This window comes from Labrys okinawensis (genome assembly GCF_047345005.1).
Lineage (GTDB): Bacteria > Pseudomonadota > Alphaproteobacteria > Rhizobiales > Labraceae > Labrys > Labrys okinawensis.
The window spans coordinates 3,438,234-3,453,420 of record NZ_CP178864.1; the positions used below are offsets into that span (position 1 = coordinate 3,438,234).

Sequence of the window (15,187 nt, forward strand, 5' to 3'; positions counted from 1 at the left end):
ATCGGCAGAGGAAAGTGCGATGCGGACCGAGGAGACGCAGGATGAGCAACGCGAGGTAGCGATCGAGAACGCCATCACGCTGCGGACCAGCCCGGATCGCTTCATCAATCGCGAGCTCTCCTGGCTGCAATTCAACCGCCGGGTGCTCGAGGAGGCGTCCAACAAGAGTCATCCGCTGCTGGAGCAGCTGCGCTTCCTGTCGATCTCGGCCAACAATCTCGACGAATTCTTCATGGTGCGCGTCGCAGGCCTGATCGGCCAGGTGCGCGAGGGCGTCACCGCCCGCAGCCCTGACGGGCTGTCGCCTGCCGAGCAACTCGTGAAGATCGGCGAGGGCGTCTCGCGGCTGGCTTCCGACCAGCAGAAGCGCTGGACCGAGCTGCGCGACGATCTCCTGCTCGAAGGTATCGTGATCACCGAGCCGAAGGACCTGTCGAAGGCCGAGCGCACCTGGCTCGACGACTATTTCCTCAGCTATATCTTCCCGATCCTCACTCCGCTGGCGGTCGATCCGGCGCACCCGTTCCCCTTCATTCCCAATCTTGGCTTTACCATCGCCCTGCAGCTCAAGCGTGTGAGCGACGGCCGCGCACTGAACGCCCTCATCCGTGCGCCCAACAAGGTGGAGCGCTTCATCCGCTTGCCGGATTTTGCCGAGACCGGGGCCGCGCGCTACATCACCCTGGAAAATCTCGCCGTGCTGTTCATCGGCAAGCTGTTTCCTGGCTACACCGTAAAGGCGCAAGGGTCGTTCCGCGTCGTCCGCGACTCCGACCTTGAAGTCGAGGAAGAGGCCGAAGACCTCGTGCTTCTGTTCGAGACGGCCTTGAAGCAGCGCCGGCGCGGCGTGGTGATCCGCCTCGAGATCGAGTCGAGCATGGCAGAGGGCATCCGCCAGTTCGTCACCGAGGAGCTGGACGTTGCCGACGATGCCGTCTTCAAGGTCGAAGGCATGCTGGCGCTCAACGAGCTTTCGCAGTTGGTGGCGCTGGACCGGCCCGATCTGAAGTTCAAGCCCTATACCCCGCGCTCGCCCGAGCGCATCCGCGACCACGGTTCCGACGCCTTCGCCGCCATCCGGCAGAAGGACATCGTGGTGCATCACCCCTACGAATCCTTCGACGTTGTGGTGGCCTTCCTCAACCAGGCGGCGCGTGATCCGAATGTCGTCGCCATCAAGCAGACGCTTTACCGAACCTCGTCCAACAGCCCGATCGTCAAGGCGCTGGCGGAGGCGGCCGAAGCCGGCAAATCGGTCACCGCTCTGGTGGAGCTCAAGGCGCGCTTCGACGAGGAGGCCAATATCCGCTGGGCGCGCGACCTTGAACGGGCCGGCGTGCAGGTGGTCTTCGGCTTCATCGAGCTGAAGACCCACGCCAAGCTCTCGCTGGTGGTGCGGCGCGAGATGGGCCAGCTCGTCTCCTATTGCCATGTCGGCACCGGCAATTATCACCCGATCACGGCGCGCATCTATACGGACCTCTCCTTCTTCACCGCCGATCCGGTGATCGCGCGTGATGTCTCGCGCATCTTCAACTTCATCACCGGTTATGCGGAGCCGGCGGCGCTGGAGCGCATGGCGGTGTCACCTGTTTCGCTGAAGCAGCGGATCCTCGACCACATCGCCGCCGAGATCGAACATGCCAAGGCCGGTCGGCCGGCCGCTATCTGGTTCAAATGCAACGCGCTCGTCGATCCGATGATCGTCGACGCGTTCTATGCAGCGAGCCAGGCCGGCGTGCAGGTCGATCTGGTGGTGCGTGGTATCTGTTGCCTGAGGCCCGGGGTTCCTGGCCTTTCCGACAATATTCGGGTCAAGTCGATCGTTGGCCGTTTCCTGGAACATGGCCGCATCTATGCCTTCGGTGGCGGTCACGGCCTGCCACACCAGAAGGCGGTGATCTATATCTCCTCCGCCGACATGATGGAGCGCAATCTGGACCGCCGTGTCGAGGCGCTCTGCCCCATTCTGAATCCGACCGTACACGAACAGGTTCTCGATCAGATCATGATCGCCAATCTTATCGACAACCAGCAAAGTTGGCGCATCTTGCCCGACGGGTCCGCGGAGCGCATCGTTGCGTTACCGGATGAAGAGCCGTTCAACGCCCATAAATATTTCATGACAAATCCCAGCCTATCGGGACGAGGCAAATCTCTTGAACACAATTCTCCCCGAACTCTCCTCAGCCGTCGTCGCTGAAATGCCAGCCCCTGCGATAATCCGGACGCAACCTTCGGGACCTTCTGTTCCGAAGCCCGGCCAGCCCGGGTTTGCCCAGGGACGCATCTGCCAGGGACCGCCGATCGCCACCATCGACATTGGGTCGAACTCGGTACGCCTCGTCGTCTATGAGGGGCTGACACGCAGCCCGACCGCGATCTTCAACGAGAAGGTCCTGGCAGGCCTCGGGCGGGGCATCATGATGACGAAGCGCCTCGATCCGGCTGCCGTCGCCAAGGCCTATGCGGCGCTGGTACGCTTCAGGGCACTCTGCGACACCATGGGTGTGAAGGATCTCTATGTCCTGGCGACTGCGGCGGCCCGCGATGCCGATGACGGCGAGGAATTCATCGCCAAGGCGAGCGAGATCTGCCGCGCGCCGATCGAGCTGTTGTCGGGCAAGCGTGAGGCGCGGCTATCAGCCTTCGGCGTCATCTCCGGCTTCCACATGCCTGACGGCGTGGTTGGCGATATGGGTGGTGGCTCGCTCGAACTGATCGACGTGCATGGCCATCGCGCCGGTGCGGGCATGACGACGCCACTGGGCGGTCTCGCTTTGCAGGACGCGTCCGGCCAGAACATCCGCAGGGCCGCCAGGATCGCGCAGGAGAAGCTCGAAAAGGCCGAGCCTTTGCGCGGCCTCAGGGAGCGCACCTTCTATGCCGTGGGCGGCACGTGGCGTTCGCTAGCCAAGCTGCACATGATACAGATGGGTTATCCCTTGCACATCATGCACGGTTATAGCGTGCCGGCGAAGGAGATGCTCGACTTCTGCAAGCTGATCATGCGGGTCGATAACACCACGCTGATCGGCAACGAGACCGTCTCTGTCGGTCGCCTGCCGCTGCTGGCCTACGGTGCTGCGCTGCTCGCCGAGATCATCAAGATCGGCAAGCCGAAGGATGTTGTGATTTCCGCGCTCGGCGTACGCGAGGGATTGCTCTACACCCTGCTCAGCGAGGAAGATCGCAAGCTCGATCCGCTGATCTCTGCGGCGCGGGAACTCAACATCCTGCGCTCTCGCTCGCCCCAGCACGGGGAGGAACTGCTGCGCTGGGGCGATCGCTTCATGTCCTCGACGAATATCGATGAGACGGCCGACGAACGCCGCCAGCGCCACGCCGCCTGCCTGGTGGCGGATATCGGCTGGCGTGCCCATCCCGACTACCGCGGGGAGCAGAGCCTCAACATCATCGCCAACGCGGCCTTTGTCGGCATCGACCATCGCGGCCGCGCCTATATGGCGGTGGCGAATTTCTTCCGCCATGTCGGCCTGAACGACGAGCAGCTTTCTGCGCGCATCCGCGAGATCGCGACGACCCGGATCCTCGACCGGGCTCGCATCCTCGGTGGACTGATGCGGGTGGCCTACATCCTGACGGCCTCGATGCCTGGCGTGCTCCCGCGCGCGCCGCTCCATGTCAGCCACGGCAAGCTGCTGCTCGACGTGCCGCGCGATCTGGAAGGCCTGGCTGGCGAACGCCTCGCCACCCGCATGAGAGCGCTCGGCCGCTTGATTGGCCGAGAGCCCCTGATCCGGATCATCGATCCGGTGGAAGTCGCGGCGGCGGAATAATCTCAGGACTGCAGGCTTTCCGCAGATTTGGGCCGCCGGGTGTCACGGTTCACGCCGTTGGCCGCGCGACCGCAGAGTATCGATCGCCTTTCCGGCTCGTTATTCTCATGGAGGTGATGAACGGCACAGACTGCGCTTGCCCTATTTGCGAAATCCTTCCTTTAGGCGGCGATGAAAAGGGCAGTGATCAAGACTGTCGAAGTCTCCTTCGGAGCGGCGATATGATGAAGGCAGTTGTTGTCCTGGCTGGTGTTTTTCTGGCAATTGGCTTGAGTGCAGCCAAGGCAGGCGATTCCCTGCCGCAAGCTTCCTTCGACTGTGCGAAGGCTGCGACATCCGTCGAAAAGTGGATCTGTGGCAATCCGCAGCTCGCTGAGGCAGATCGAAACATCGCCCAGCTTTACGGGAAACTGATATCCGGTGCGCAGGCCGATACGGCGGAGACCATCAAGGACGAGCAACGGGCGTGGCTGAAGGGACGCAGCAGTTGCGAAGTCTACAAGGCGGCCGACGAGGCCCAAGCCTGCCTCGGCAAGCAGATGGCGGCGCGCATTGCGTCCCTCGGAGACGAAAGCAAGAATCTCGCCTTCGACATGATCGTCGCCTCCATCCCAAGCGATCCCAAGGGCGCTGCCGATAAGCTCCGCACCCTGGGAGACGACGGCCGGGCCGCCGGCTGGCTTGCCTATCTCGCACGTTTCGAGCCGGCCAGCGGAGTGACCAGGGAGGAGGGAGACAGGGCGCTCGATCGGGCCGTGGCCAGCCTCCAGACCGGCCAGGAACTGCTCACCGACAAGGATGATCCGCACAAGGATGCCGGGCTTCTCATGCTGTTGCGGCTCCTTATCCAGAACAGCCGCGATACAATGGTGATGGATTGCCCGCAGAGTTTTCTGTTCAAGCAGCATCCTGACCTTGCCTATGAGGCCTTTGGCGAACTTTGGGGCTCGTCGATGGATTCGGGCGCGCCTTATTGTTCGCCGCGCGACGAGCTGTTCACCCAGCCGGCATGGAAGACTATCAGCGATGCCTTTTCCACGCCGCAGCAGGTCCTTGGTTCCGACGCAGGCTCCATGGTCCACGGACATTACGCGGCCATCGCTACCAACGAACTTCACATGTCGATTCAACCGCAGGATTTCGCGGCGAACGGGCCCGATAAGCTCAAAAAAGTCATCGCGCGCATAAACAAATGGAAGGATGCCAAGGTCTGGTCGAAGAGCGATCGCACGCGCCTGCTGGCAGCCATCCCACGGGCCGAGGCGCAGACGGCGCAGTGGCTGGTCGACAAGCGCGGCTTTTCCAGGGACGCTGCCGCCAAGGCATCTGTCGGTATCGTCGCCAGCTATCTTGATGACTGGACAGGTTGGGTCGAGGATCCCGAGGGGGGCGGATAGTCGGGCGCGCGAGCGCCTCCGCCGAAGCGTCATACTCGTTGAAGTACTGGGGAGAAAGAAGAACGTATCTTGACTTTCGTTTGTTCCAGTGCTTTATTCCGTAACGGAATGAGGCGTCAGCGGCCGGCGCAGGAACAACCCGGCCGCGAACGCCTCCATCCACCCCGACAGCCAATCCAAGTGATTGGCGCGCGGCGGCCATGCTTCCTTCGAAGCTGGCCTCCAGGGGTGACGAGCGGGACAGAGGGATCGGCACCCCATGGAAGTGCCAGGCGATGGAAAGACCACGCAATCCCCGGACGGAGCGTGAAGGGCTTGAGCCCGGCAACGCCTTCGTCCCCACCTCCCGCCGATGCGGTGAAGACGGCTGATGCCACCGTCCGGCCAGGACTGCAGCGCTCAGCCCCTTTGCCGAGCCGGCTGGCTCAGGTTCGGATGGTCCGTGCCATCCGCTCCCGGCTCGCCTCCGCCTTCAGAAGGCGGAAAAACAAGTGGCCTTGCATGCTTTGTCAGCGTGCCCGGCCGCCGGAACGGGGCGATGGCGTCTGGCACCGACAAGGCGGCCTGCCATCTTCCATGATCCTGCTTTCACGGCTGCCCCGCAGCCGCCATCGCCCGGTCTCCTCATCAACCCAGCCGGACAGGGCGTGGGAACGAGAGCGCTTGTGCGGGAGGAGACAAGAGCTCCAGCTCCGGCTTGTGACTGTGACCGAGGCGCGAGCTATGGCGGCGCGTATTCCGTCGCGCAGGCAGAAAATTAGAATAATTCTAATAATAATATCCGGAGCGGTCCCAGCCAGCGCCTGCTACCGCTTCAGGCCTCACCCATACCGGCTTAGCGCCAAGTCGCCGACCTCGATATCCGGCGTCCTGCCGCTGACGGTGTCCGCGATCACCTGGGCCGAACCGCAGGCCATGGTCCAGCCCAGCGTGCCGTGGCCGGTGTTGAGCAGGAGGTTCTTGTAGCGGGTGTTGCCGATGACCGGCGTGCCGTCCGGGGTCATCGGGCGCAGGCCTGACCAGAAGGTGGCGGCTTCCAGATTGCCGGCGCCGCCGAAGAGATCGGTCACCGACTGGGTCAGCGTATCGCGGCGCGGCGGTGGCAGATCCTTGCTGAAGCCGGAGATCTCCGCCATGCCGCCGACGCGGATGCGGTTACCCAGGCGTGTGATCGCGATCTTGTAGGTCTCGTCCATGATAGTGGAGACCGGCGCCCGGCTTTCGTCCACGATCGGGATGGTCAGCGAATAGCCCTTCACCGGATAAACCGGCACCTGCAGGCCGAGCGGCTTCACGAAAGCCGGAGTGTAGCTGCCGAAGGCGGCGATATAGATATCGGCCGTCTCGAGGCCGCTGGCTGTCTGCACCCCTTCGATGCGGTCCGGCGTGAAGCGCAACTGCTGAACCTGAGTATCATATTTGAACTCGACGCCGAGTTCCCTCGCGAGATCGGTGAGGGCGACGGTGAACTTGTAGCAGTCGCCGGTCTCGTCATTGGGCAGGCGCAGGCCGCCGCGGATCAACTCCCGCACCTTGGCAAGAGCAGGCTCGGCGGCGACGCAGCCCTCCGGATCGAGCACCTCGAAGAGCACGCCGTCGCGCTTGAGCACTTCGACATCCTTGCTGATACCGTCAAGCTGCTTCTGTGTGCGGAAGAGCTGCAGCGTGCCCTGCATGCGCTCGTCGTAATGGATGCCCGTGGCGGCGCGCAGCTCGATGAGCTTATCGCGGCTATATTCGGCAAGGCGCACCATGCGGCGCTTGTTCACGGCATAACGCTCGGCCGTGCAATTGAGCAGCATGCGCCAGACCCAGGCGACCATGGCCGCATCGGGCTTGGGGCGCAGGATCAGCGGGGCGTGCTTCATCAGCAGCCAGCGGATCGCCTTTTGCGGAATGCCTGGCGCCGCCCAGGGCGAGGCGTAGCCTGGCGAGACCTCGCCTGCATTGGCGAAGCTGGTTTCGAGGGCAGGGCCGCTCTGGCGATCATAGACCACCACCTCATGTCCGGCCTTGGCGAGATAATAGGCGGAGGTGACCCCGATTACGCCGCTGCCGAGTACCGCGACCTTCATGAAGACCTCAAATCCTTGCCTGCACGACCTTGATGCCGGCGAATCTGTTGCGCCGCAGCATTGCATTTATCGGTATCACAGGCCGATGGCTTGCCGCTATCGGCTGATCGTCGTCACCTTGCCCTTTTCAATTGCGAGAGCCAGCTTGCCCTTTTTGAGGGCCAAAGCCTTTTCGCCGAAGAGCTCGCGGCGCCAGCCATGAAGCGCGGCGACATCGGCTTCATCGTTGTCGGCGATGAGGTCGAGATCGTCGGTGGTGGCGATCACCTTGGCGGCGACGCCCTGGCTCTCCGCCACCATCTTGAGCAACACCTTGAGGAGTTCGACCGTGGCGCTGGCGCCGTTGCTGGCGACACGGGGAGGGGCGATGCGCGGCAGGCTGGATGGATCGCGCGCCAGGCCGGCCTTGACCGCGTCTATCAGGTCGAGGCCGGGGCGCGAACGCTCCCAGCCCTTGGGGATCATGCGGATGGAGGCTAGCTTCTCGGGCGTGTCGGGCGCCTGGACGGCAACTTCGGTGAGCGCGTCGTCCTTGAGAACGCGCGAGCGCGGCACGTTCTTGAGCTGCGCCTCCCGTTCGCGCCAGGCCGCCGCCTCGACCAGCACCGCCAGGTCGCGCGGCTTGCGCACCCGCCCGCCGACACGGCGCCACGCATCCTCGGGCGCCTGGCGGTAGGTGTCGGGCGAGGTCAGCACCGACATCTCGTCGAGCACCCAGTGCGTGCGCTTGCGCTTCTCCAACTGGCCCGCGAGCTTGAGATAGACGTCGCGCAGATGCGTCACGTCCGAGACGGCATAGCTTACCTGTGCCGGGGTGAGGGGGCGCTTCGACCAGTCCGTGAAGCGGGAGGACTTGTCGATATGGGTGTTGGTGACACGCTGCACCAGCTGGTCATAGGCGATGGAATCGCCATAGCCGAGGACCATGGCGGCAACCTGCGTATCGAAGATCGGGGCGGGTATGAAGGCGGCGAGGTGCCAGACGATCTCGATGTCCTGACGGGCGGCGTGAAAGACCTTCAGCACCTTCTCGTTGCGCAGGAGGTCGAAGAGAGGAGCAAGGTCGAGACCCTCTGCCAGCGCGTCGATCACGACGGCCTCCTCGCGGCTGGCCACCTGCACGACGCAGAGTTTCGGCCAGAACGTCGTCTCGCGCAGGAATTCGGTGTCGACGGTCACGAAGTCATGCGCGGCAAATCGGCTGCAGGCCGCAGCCAACGCTTCGGTTGTGGTCAGGATTGGAACAGGCGCTGATGAAGATTGTGGCATAATCATGCTTATCGACCAGCGCAAGCGCCAACGCAAGGTTGGGGGCGCACACAACCCCTTGATAACAAGGCGTATGCTCGGGAATTTCACACCGCGTGTCTTGCCGGCGGTCGCGAATTCTTCAGCGAGCCTTGACTGTGATGGGGGCGTTGGGGTCTATGGCCGGAAACATGACCCGGAAAGACACTTCGATGCACCGTTACCGCTCCCACACCTGCGCTGATCTTCGCCCCGACCATGTCGGGCAGGATGTGAGGCTCTCCGGCTGGTGCCATCGTATCCGTGACCACGGTGGCCTGCTCTTCATCGATTTGCGCGACCATTACGGCCTGACGCAATGTGTGGTCGATCCCGATTCTCCGGCTTTCAAGATCGCTGAGACGCTGCGCTCAGAATGGGTGGTGCGCATTGACGGCGCCGCCCGCAAGCGCCCGGAAGGCACCGAGAATCCGGAAATGCCGACGGGTCTCGTGGAGGTCTATGTCAAGGAGATCGAGGTGCTTGGACAGGCGGCGGAGCTGCCGCTGCCGGTGTTCGGCGAGCAGGATTATCCGGAGGAGACGCGCCTCAAATATCGCTTCCTCGATCTGCGCCGCGAGCGCATCCACAACAACATCATGCTGCGTGGCAGGGTCATCAACTCGATGCGCCAGCGCATGCAGACTGCAGGCTTCAACGAGTTCCAGACGCCGATCCTTACCGCCTCCTCGCCGGAAGGCGCGCGCGACTTCCTGGTGCCCTCGCGCATCCATCCCGGCAAGTTCTACGCCCTGCCGCAGGCGCCGCAGCAATACAAGCAGCTCCTGATGATGGCCGGCTTCGACCGCTATTTCCAGATCGCGCCGTGCTTTCGCGACGAGGACCCACGCGCCGATCGCCTGCCGGGGGAGTTCTACCAGCTCGACCTCGAAATGAGCTTCGTCACGCAGGAAGACGTGTTCGATACCATCGAGCCCATTATCACCGGCATCTTCGAGGAGTTCGGCAAGGGCAAGACGGTCACGAAGGGTTGGCCGCGCATTCCCTATGCCGAGGCTATCAGCAAATATGGCTCCGACAAGCCGGACCTGCGCAACCCGCTGGTGATGCAGGACGTCTCGGAACACTATCGCGGCTCGGGCTTCAAGGTCTTCGCGCGCCTGCTGGAAGATCCCGCCAACCAGGTCTGGGCCATACCGGGACCTGGCGGCGGCCAGCGCACCTTCGCCGACCGCATGAATTCCTGGGCCCAGAGCGAGGGGCAGCCGGGACTCGGCTATATCCTGTTCTTCGACAAGGCGGCGGACGAGACGACCCAGCAGGCCACGCCCGGCGCGACCGGTGTCGGCGCGCGGGGCCCGATCGCCAACAACATCGGCCCGGAACGGGCTGAGGCGATCCGTCTGCAGCTCGGGCTGAACGCCGGCGACGCCGCCTTCTTCGTGGCGGGCGATCCCGACAAGTTCTACAAGTTCGCGGGCATGGCGCGCACCAAGGTCGGCACGGACTTGAAGCTCGTCGACGAAAGCCGCATCGAGCTCGCCTGGATCGTCGACTTCCCGATGTATGAGTGGAACGAGGACGAGAAGAAGGTCGATTTCTCGCACAATCCCTTCTCCATGCCGCAGGGCGGCCTGGAGGCACTGCAGAACCAGGATCCGCTTACGCTCAAGGCGTTCCAGTACGACATCGCCTGCAACGGCTTCGAGATCGCCTCGGGCGGCATTCGCAACCACAAGCCGGAGACAATGGTGAAGGCCTTCGAGATCGCCGGTTATGGTGAGGAGACGGTGATCGAGCGCTTCGGCGGTATGTATCGTGCCTTCCAGTATGGCGCGCCGCCCCATGGTGGCATGGCGGCTGGCGTCGACCGCATCGTCATGCTGCTGGCCGGCGAGCAGAACCTGCGCGAGGTCGCCTTGTTCCCGATGAACCAGCGGGCCGAGGACATCCTGATGGGGGCGCCCTCGGAAGCAACGCCAAAGCAGTTGCGCGAATTGCACATTCGTCTGAATGTGCAGGAAAAGTGAAGCGGGCGCGACTGGGAGGGCTGCAGTCCGCGGCGGCTGTAAGAGCATAAGAAGATGAGCGGGTTCCCTTGCCGGAGCCCGCCCGCATAACAGGATGGGGAACTCCATGTCCGATGGCCAGCCCGGCGCAACGCCTTCCGCAACGCCCAGCGGTTCGACCATGTCCGACGATTTGCGCTCGGGAGCGTTGATCTACCACCGCCATCCAAAGCCCGGAAAGCTGGAGATCCAGGCTACCAAGCCTCTCGGCAACCAGCGCGACCTGGCGCTCGCCTATTCGCCGGGCGTGGCCGCCGCCTGCGAAGCCATCCATGCCGACCCGGCCGAAGCCGCCACTCTCACCACCCGCGCCAATCTGGTTGCGGTGGTGTCCAACGGCACCGCCGTGCTCGGCCTTGGCAATATCGGTCCGCTGGCGTCCAAGCCGGTGATGGAGGGCAAGGCCGTCCTGTTCAAGAAGTTTGCCGGCATCGATGTCTTCGACATCGAGATCGACGCCAACGAGATCGACAAGATCGTCACCGTGGTCGCGGCGCTGGAACCGACCTTTGGCGGCATCAACCTCGAGGACATCAAGGCGCCGGAATGTTTCGAAGTCGAGCGGCTCCTGCGCGAGCGCATGTCGATCCCGGTGTTCCACGACGACCAGCACGGCACGGCCATAATCGTGGGCGCGGCGGTGCGCAACGGGCTCGAGCTTTCCGGCAAATCGATCTCCGAGGTGAAGATCGTCGCCTCGGGCGCGGGCGCGGCGGCGCTCGCCTGCCTCAATCTCCTGGTCTCCCTCGGCGCCAAGCGCGAGAATATCTTCGTCTCCGACATCAAGGGCGTTGTTTACAAGGGCCGCACCGAGCTTATGGACCCCTGGAAGGAGCCCTATGCGCAGGACACTTCGGCCCGCACGCTCGAGGAGATCATCGAAGGCGCGGATGTCTTCCTGGGCCTGTCGGCCGGCGGGGTGCTGAAGCCGGAGATGGTAGCCAGGATGGCCCCACGTCCGCTGATCATGGCGCTTGCCAATCCCTTCCCCGAGATCATGCCGGAACTCGCCAAGCAGGTCCGGCCCGATGCGATGATCTGCACCGGCCGCTCCGATTTCCCCAACCAGGTCAACAATGTCCTGTGTTTCCCCTATATCTTCCGAGGGGCGCTCGATTGTGGCGCCACCACGATCAACGAGGAGATGAAGCACGCTGCCGTCGAGGCGATCGCTGCGCTGGCCCGCGAGACGCCTTCCGATGTGGTTGCCCGCGCTTATGGCGGCGAAACGCGCCGCTTCGGAGCCGATTCGCTCATTCCCTCGCCCTTCGATCCGCGCCTGATCCTGCGGATCGCCCCTGCCGTAGCGCGTGCTGCCAACGAAACGGGTGTCGCCACGCGCCCGATCACGGACCTGGAGGCCTATTCCGAGAGCCTGACGCGCTTCGTCTTCCGCTCCGGCTTCCTGATGAAGCCGCTTTTCACCGCCGCCAAGGCCGACCCCAAACGCGTCGTCTATGCCGAGGGCGAGGACGAGCGCGTGCTGCGTGCGGCCCAGGTGGTGCTGGAAGAGGGGCTTGCCAAGCCCATCCTGATCGGCCGCCCTTCGGTGATCGAGAATCGCATCCAGCGCTTCGGCCTCACCATCAAGCCGGGACGGGATTTCGAGGTCATCGATCCGGCCGACGACCCGCGCTACAAGGACTACTGGTCGCTCTACCATCAGCTTGCCGGCCGCGGCGGCGTCACGCCGGACACGGCGCGCACTATCGTACGCTCCAACACCTCCGTGATCGCTTCGCTCGCCCTCCATCGCGGCGATGCCGATGCGATGATCTGCGGCCTCGAGGGCGCCTATATGCGCCATCTACGCTATGTCCGGCAGATCATCGGCCTGGCGCCGGGCGTGCGCGATTATTCTGCGCTCTCGCTGGTGCTGACCGCCAAGGGCGCGTATTTCATCTGCGATACGCAGGTCAAGCCCGATCCCTGTGCCGAGGAGATCGCCGAAATGGCGATCCTCGCAGCCAACCATGTGCGCCGCTTCGGCATCGATCCCAAGATCGCGCTGCTGTCGCATTCGGATTTCGGCACCTATGACACGGAGTCCGCCCGCAAGATGCGTCGCGCTCTGGAAATGCTCACCGAGCAGCGGCCGGATCTGGAGGCGGACGGCGAGATGCAGGCGGATACGGCCCTGTCGGAGACGCTGCGCGATCTAAAGCTGAGCTCATCCCGTCTCCAGGGCGAGGCCAATGTGCTGGTGATGCCCAACCTCGATGCAGCCAATATCGGCTTCCAGCTCACCCGCATGCTGGCGGACGCCTTGCCTGTCGGTCCGATCCTGATCGGTGCCGCCAAGCCGGCCCACATCCTCAACCGCGACATCACCGTGCGGGGCGTGGTCAACATGACCTCCGTGGCGGTGGTGGAAGCGCAGACCGTGCAGAGCTGAAAAATCAGGTGGGGTATTGGTGGTGTACGGCCGCCCCTCCGGTCGGAAACCGCGCGCAGCAAGCCACGGGAAAGTCTCAATCCAGCAGACCTGCGAGGCCGCGCACCGTGTTCCAGTTGCGGAGCGTGCCGATACCAAGCCGGCGGGTCGTGAGGGCGCCGAGCAGGCGCGACTCGCTCGGACGCCCCGCGAAAAACACCCACAAATCCCCTGCGACGATCGCCAGCCTTTCCGGCGGCGCGAGAAAGGGCTCCAGCTTTTCGGTGAGAGCCGGGTCCAGCGGCCTTCGCATGATGCGTAGCGCCACCAGACTGCCGTCCTGTGCGGATTCTACGGGAAAAGGATTCCCGGCGACCGTCCTGCGCCACGTCGTCGCCTCGCGGACGAGCATATCCACCGGCTTGCCGAACTGGGTCGCAAAAGCCGCCTCAAGGTGGTTTTCCAACTGTGCGATCGGCGTTTGATCGGTCTCGAAGACGAGATTACCCGTAGAGACCAGCGTGCGCGGCCGCTCAAAACCGAGCCGCGCCGCCATGGCACGAAGATCGCTCATGGCGACCCGTCGCTGCGGAGTCAGCACGATGCTGTAGAGAAGCGCGACATAAGTGGCCATGAGGTTCCGGCAGCATCAGAAGGCCCCGCTTGGCCCTTCCTCAGGCAACGGGGACAGGCTGGAAGCGCGTCTCGATGGATTCGATATCGGCGCGCGTCGGCAGTTTGGCCTCGTTGCCCAAATACTGGATCGCGTGGGTGGAGGCTCCCCGCGCGAAGCGGAAATGCTCCTCCCAGCGAGAAAGCGGGCGGCTCAGATAGGAATACATGTAGGCGCCGTGGAAGATGTCGCCGGCGCCATTAGTGTCGACCACCGCGGCCTTCGGCACGTTCAGCGCCGGCATGCGCTGCACCTTGCCGCTCTCGTCATACCAGAGCATGCCGCGCTCGCCGGCAGTCACGCCGCCGATCTTGCAGCCCTTGCTCTTGAGATAGTCGAGCATCTCGGTCTCGCTGAGGTGCATCTGCTCGCAAAGGCGCTCGGCCACGACGGCGACATCGACGAAATGCAGCAACTCGTCGGTGTTCGAGCGCAGGCCGCCTCCGTCCAGCGAGACCAGTCGGCCGAGCTTGCGGAACTCCTTGGCATAATAGAGCGCGGCGTCGGCAAGATGCCCGTCGAGATGCAGCGCCCGGCAATTGCCGAGATTGAGGTGCGGGTAGGGGTGCAGATATTCGTCGTCGCGCGCACGCACGATGGCGCGCTTGCCGTCCTTCGGCATGATGAAGGAAAGCGAGGATCGCCTCACCTTTCTTGGATGAACGGAGATGCCGTATTTGGCGGCCATGTCCATGAACATCCGGCCGAGCCAGTCATTGGAATTGGTGGTGATGAGGTCCGGGATCACGCCGAGCTTGGCGCAGCAGAAGGCCGCCGTCGTCGCGTTGCCGCCGAAGGCAACCGCATAGTCCTTCGCGACCGACTTGTCGTCGCCCTGAGGCATGTCATCCGCGACGAAAGTCACGTCGATATAGGCATGGCCGATGAAGAGCGCTTCCATCGCTTGTCGCTCCGAACGAGATCACACAACCATTCCCGCTTAATGGTCATGGCCCTCGGGCGCAAGCGGCCATTTCGCAGTTGCGAAGGCAGCATCGTCGCGGAGATTCTTCCGACAAAATTGGAAAAATGGCGCCGGAACTTGTTTTCCGTACGGAAGTTTGTATGTCGGTATCATTCGTCTGATTGGTTGAGTCGGCGGCAGACATGCCGGCTCGGGGCTGGATGCGGCTGCATTGAAAGCAGAGGTGGAAGCTTACATCGTCATTCATCTCCGGTTCATGATGTGCATGATGTAAGAATTACGCTTTGCTCTCAGTTGTATCTGTATATGATCAATACGGAACGGCGTTCACGGAGGATCTCTCATGAAGAAGCTTTTGGTCGTCGCAGCTGCAGGGCTTTTGCTCGCTGGCTGCTCGGAATATTCGCGCTCTGACCGTGCGCTCGGTGGCGCCGCGATTGGTGCCGGTGGTGGTGCTCTCATCGGCGGCCTGGCCACCCATTCGGCCGGCGGCGCCGTTGTCGGTGGCGTGCTCGGCGGTGCTGCCGGCGCTATCGTCGGTGCAGAGACCACTCCGCGCGCCTGCACTCGTCGTTACTATGATTACTATGGCAATGTGCGCTACCGCCGCGTGCAGTGCCCGTGAG

Annotated in this window: 10 protein-coding genes; 6 read left to right on the top strand and 4 right to left on the bottom strand. The window is 63.4% G+C overall.

What is annotated here, in order from left to right:
- The first annotated feature begins 19 nt into the window (after positions 1 to 19).
- The 3 genes from ACMDCR_RS16100 to ACMDCR_RS16110 all read left to right on the top strand — a co-directional run bounded on the left by ACMDCR_RS16100 (position 20) and on the right by ACMDCR_RS16110 (position 5,197).
- Entirely contained in the window at positions 20 to 2,203 is a 2,184-nt protein-coding gene (locus tag ACMDCR_RS16100) for an RNA degradosome polyphosphate kinase (RefSeq protein WP_413993471.1), read from the top strand.
- Positions 2,160 to 3,800 carry an exopolyphosphatase gene (locus ACMDCR_RS16105; protein ID WP_413993472.1) on the top strand — a complete coding sequence of 547 codons (1,641 nt, stop codon included), beginning with the start codon at positions 2,160 to 2,162 and terminating at the stop codon, positions 3,798 to 3,800. Before ACMDCR_RS16100 ends, ACMDCR_RS16105 begins: the two co-directional genes overlap by 44 nt.
- A 221-nt stretch (positions 3,801 to 4,021) precedes the next feature.
- The gene (locus ACMDCR_RS16110) at positions 4,022 to 5,197 is read left to right on the top strand and encodes a lysozyme inhibitor LprI family protein (protein WP_413993473.1); all 1,176 of its coding nucleotides are present in this window, start codon (positions 4,022 to 4,024) and stop codon (positions 5,195 to 5,197) included.
- 821 nt (positions 5,198 to 6,018) lie between these two features.
- Here ACMDCR_RS16110 and ACMDCR_RS16115 read toward each other — a convergent pair.
- Together ACMDCR_RS16115 and rnd are read right to left on the bottom strand one after the other, a co-directional pair.
- Positions 6,019 to 7,272 carry a D-amino acid dehydrogenase gene (locus ACMDCR_RS16115; RefSeq protein WP_413993474.1) on the bottom strand — a complete coding sequence of 418 codons (1,254 nt, stop codon included), beginning with the start codon at positions 7,270 to 7,272 and terminating at the stop codon, positions 6,019 to 6,021.
- Between the two features lie 96 nt (positions 7,273 to 7,368).
- Positions 7,369 to 8,541: a ribonuclease D gene (gene rnd, locus ACMDCR_RS16120; protein WP_413993475.1), complete on the bottom strand. Its 1,173-nt coding sequence runs from the start codon at positions 8,539 to 8,541 to the stop codon at positions 7,369 to 7,371.
- Between the two features lie 191 nt (positions 8,542 to 8,732).
- Between rnd and aspS the strand changes: the two genes are divergently transcribed.
- Both aspS and ACMDCR_RS16130 read left to right on the top strand, forming a co-directional pair.
- Positions 8,733 to 10,550 (top strand): aspartate--tRNA ligase, encoded by a 1,818-nt coding sequence (aspS, locus tag ACMDCR_RS16125; protein WP_413993641.1) that lies wholly within the window; start codon positions 8,733 to 8,735, stop codon positions 10,548 to 10,550.
- A gap of 106 nt (positions 10,551 to 10,656) precedes the next feature.
- The gene (locus ACMDCR_RS16130; protein WP_413993476.1) at positions 10,657 to 12,984 is read left to right on the top strand and encodes an NADP-dependent malic enzyme; all 2,328 of its coding nucleotides are present in this window, start codon (positions 10,657 to 10,659) and stop codon (positions 12,982 to 12,984) included.
- A gap of 76 nt (positions 12,985 to 13,060) precedes the next feature.
- On the opposite strand, the gene ACMDCR_RS16135 is transcribed toward ACMDCR_RS16130, so the two are convergent.
- Together ACMDCR_RS16135 and ACMDCR_RS16140 are read right to left on the bottom strand one after the other, a co-directional pair.
- Positions 13,061 to 13,597 carry a DUF1697 domain-containing protein gene (locus ACMDCR_RS16135; RefSeq protein WP_413993477.1) on the bottom strand — a complete coding sequence of 179 codons (537 nt, stop codon included), beginning with the start codon at positions 13,595 to 13,597 and terminating at the stop codon, positions 13,061 to 13,063.
- 40 nt (positions 13,598 to 13,637) lie between these two features.
- The gene (locus tag ACMDCR_RS16140) at positions 13,638 to 14,537 is read right to left on the bottom strand and encodes a sugar kinase (RefSeq protein ID WP_413993478.1); all 900 of its coding nucleotides are present in this window, start codon (positions 14,535 to 14,537) and stop codon (positions 13,638 to 13,640) included.
- A 367-nt stretch (positions 14,538 to 14,904) separates the two neighbouring features.
- Between ACMDCR_RS16140 and ACMDCR_RS16145 the strand changes: the two genes are divergently transcribed.
- Entirely contained in the window at positions 14,905 to 15,186 is a 282-nt protein-coding gene (locus ACMDCR_RS16145; RefSeq protein ID WP_413993479.1) for a bacteriocin, read from the top strand.
- Position 15,187 lies beyond the last annotated feature (1 nt).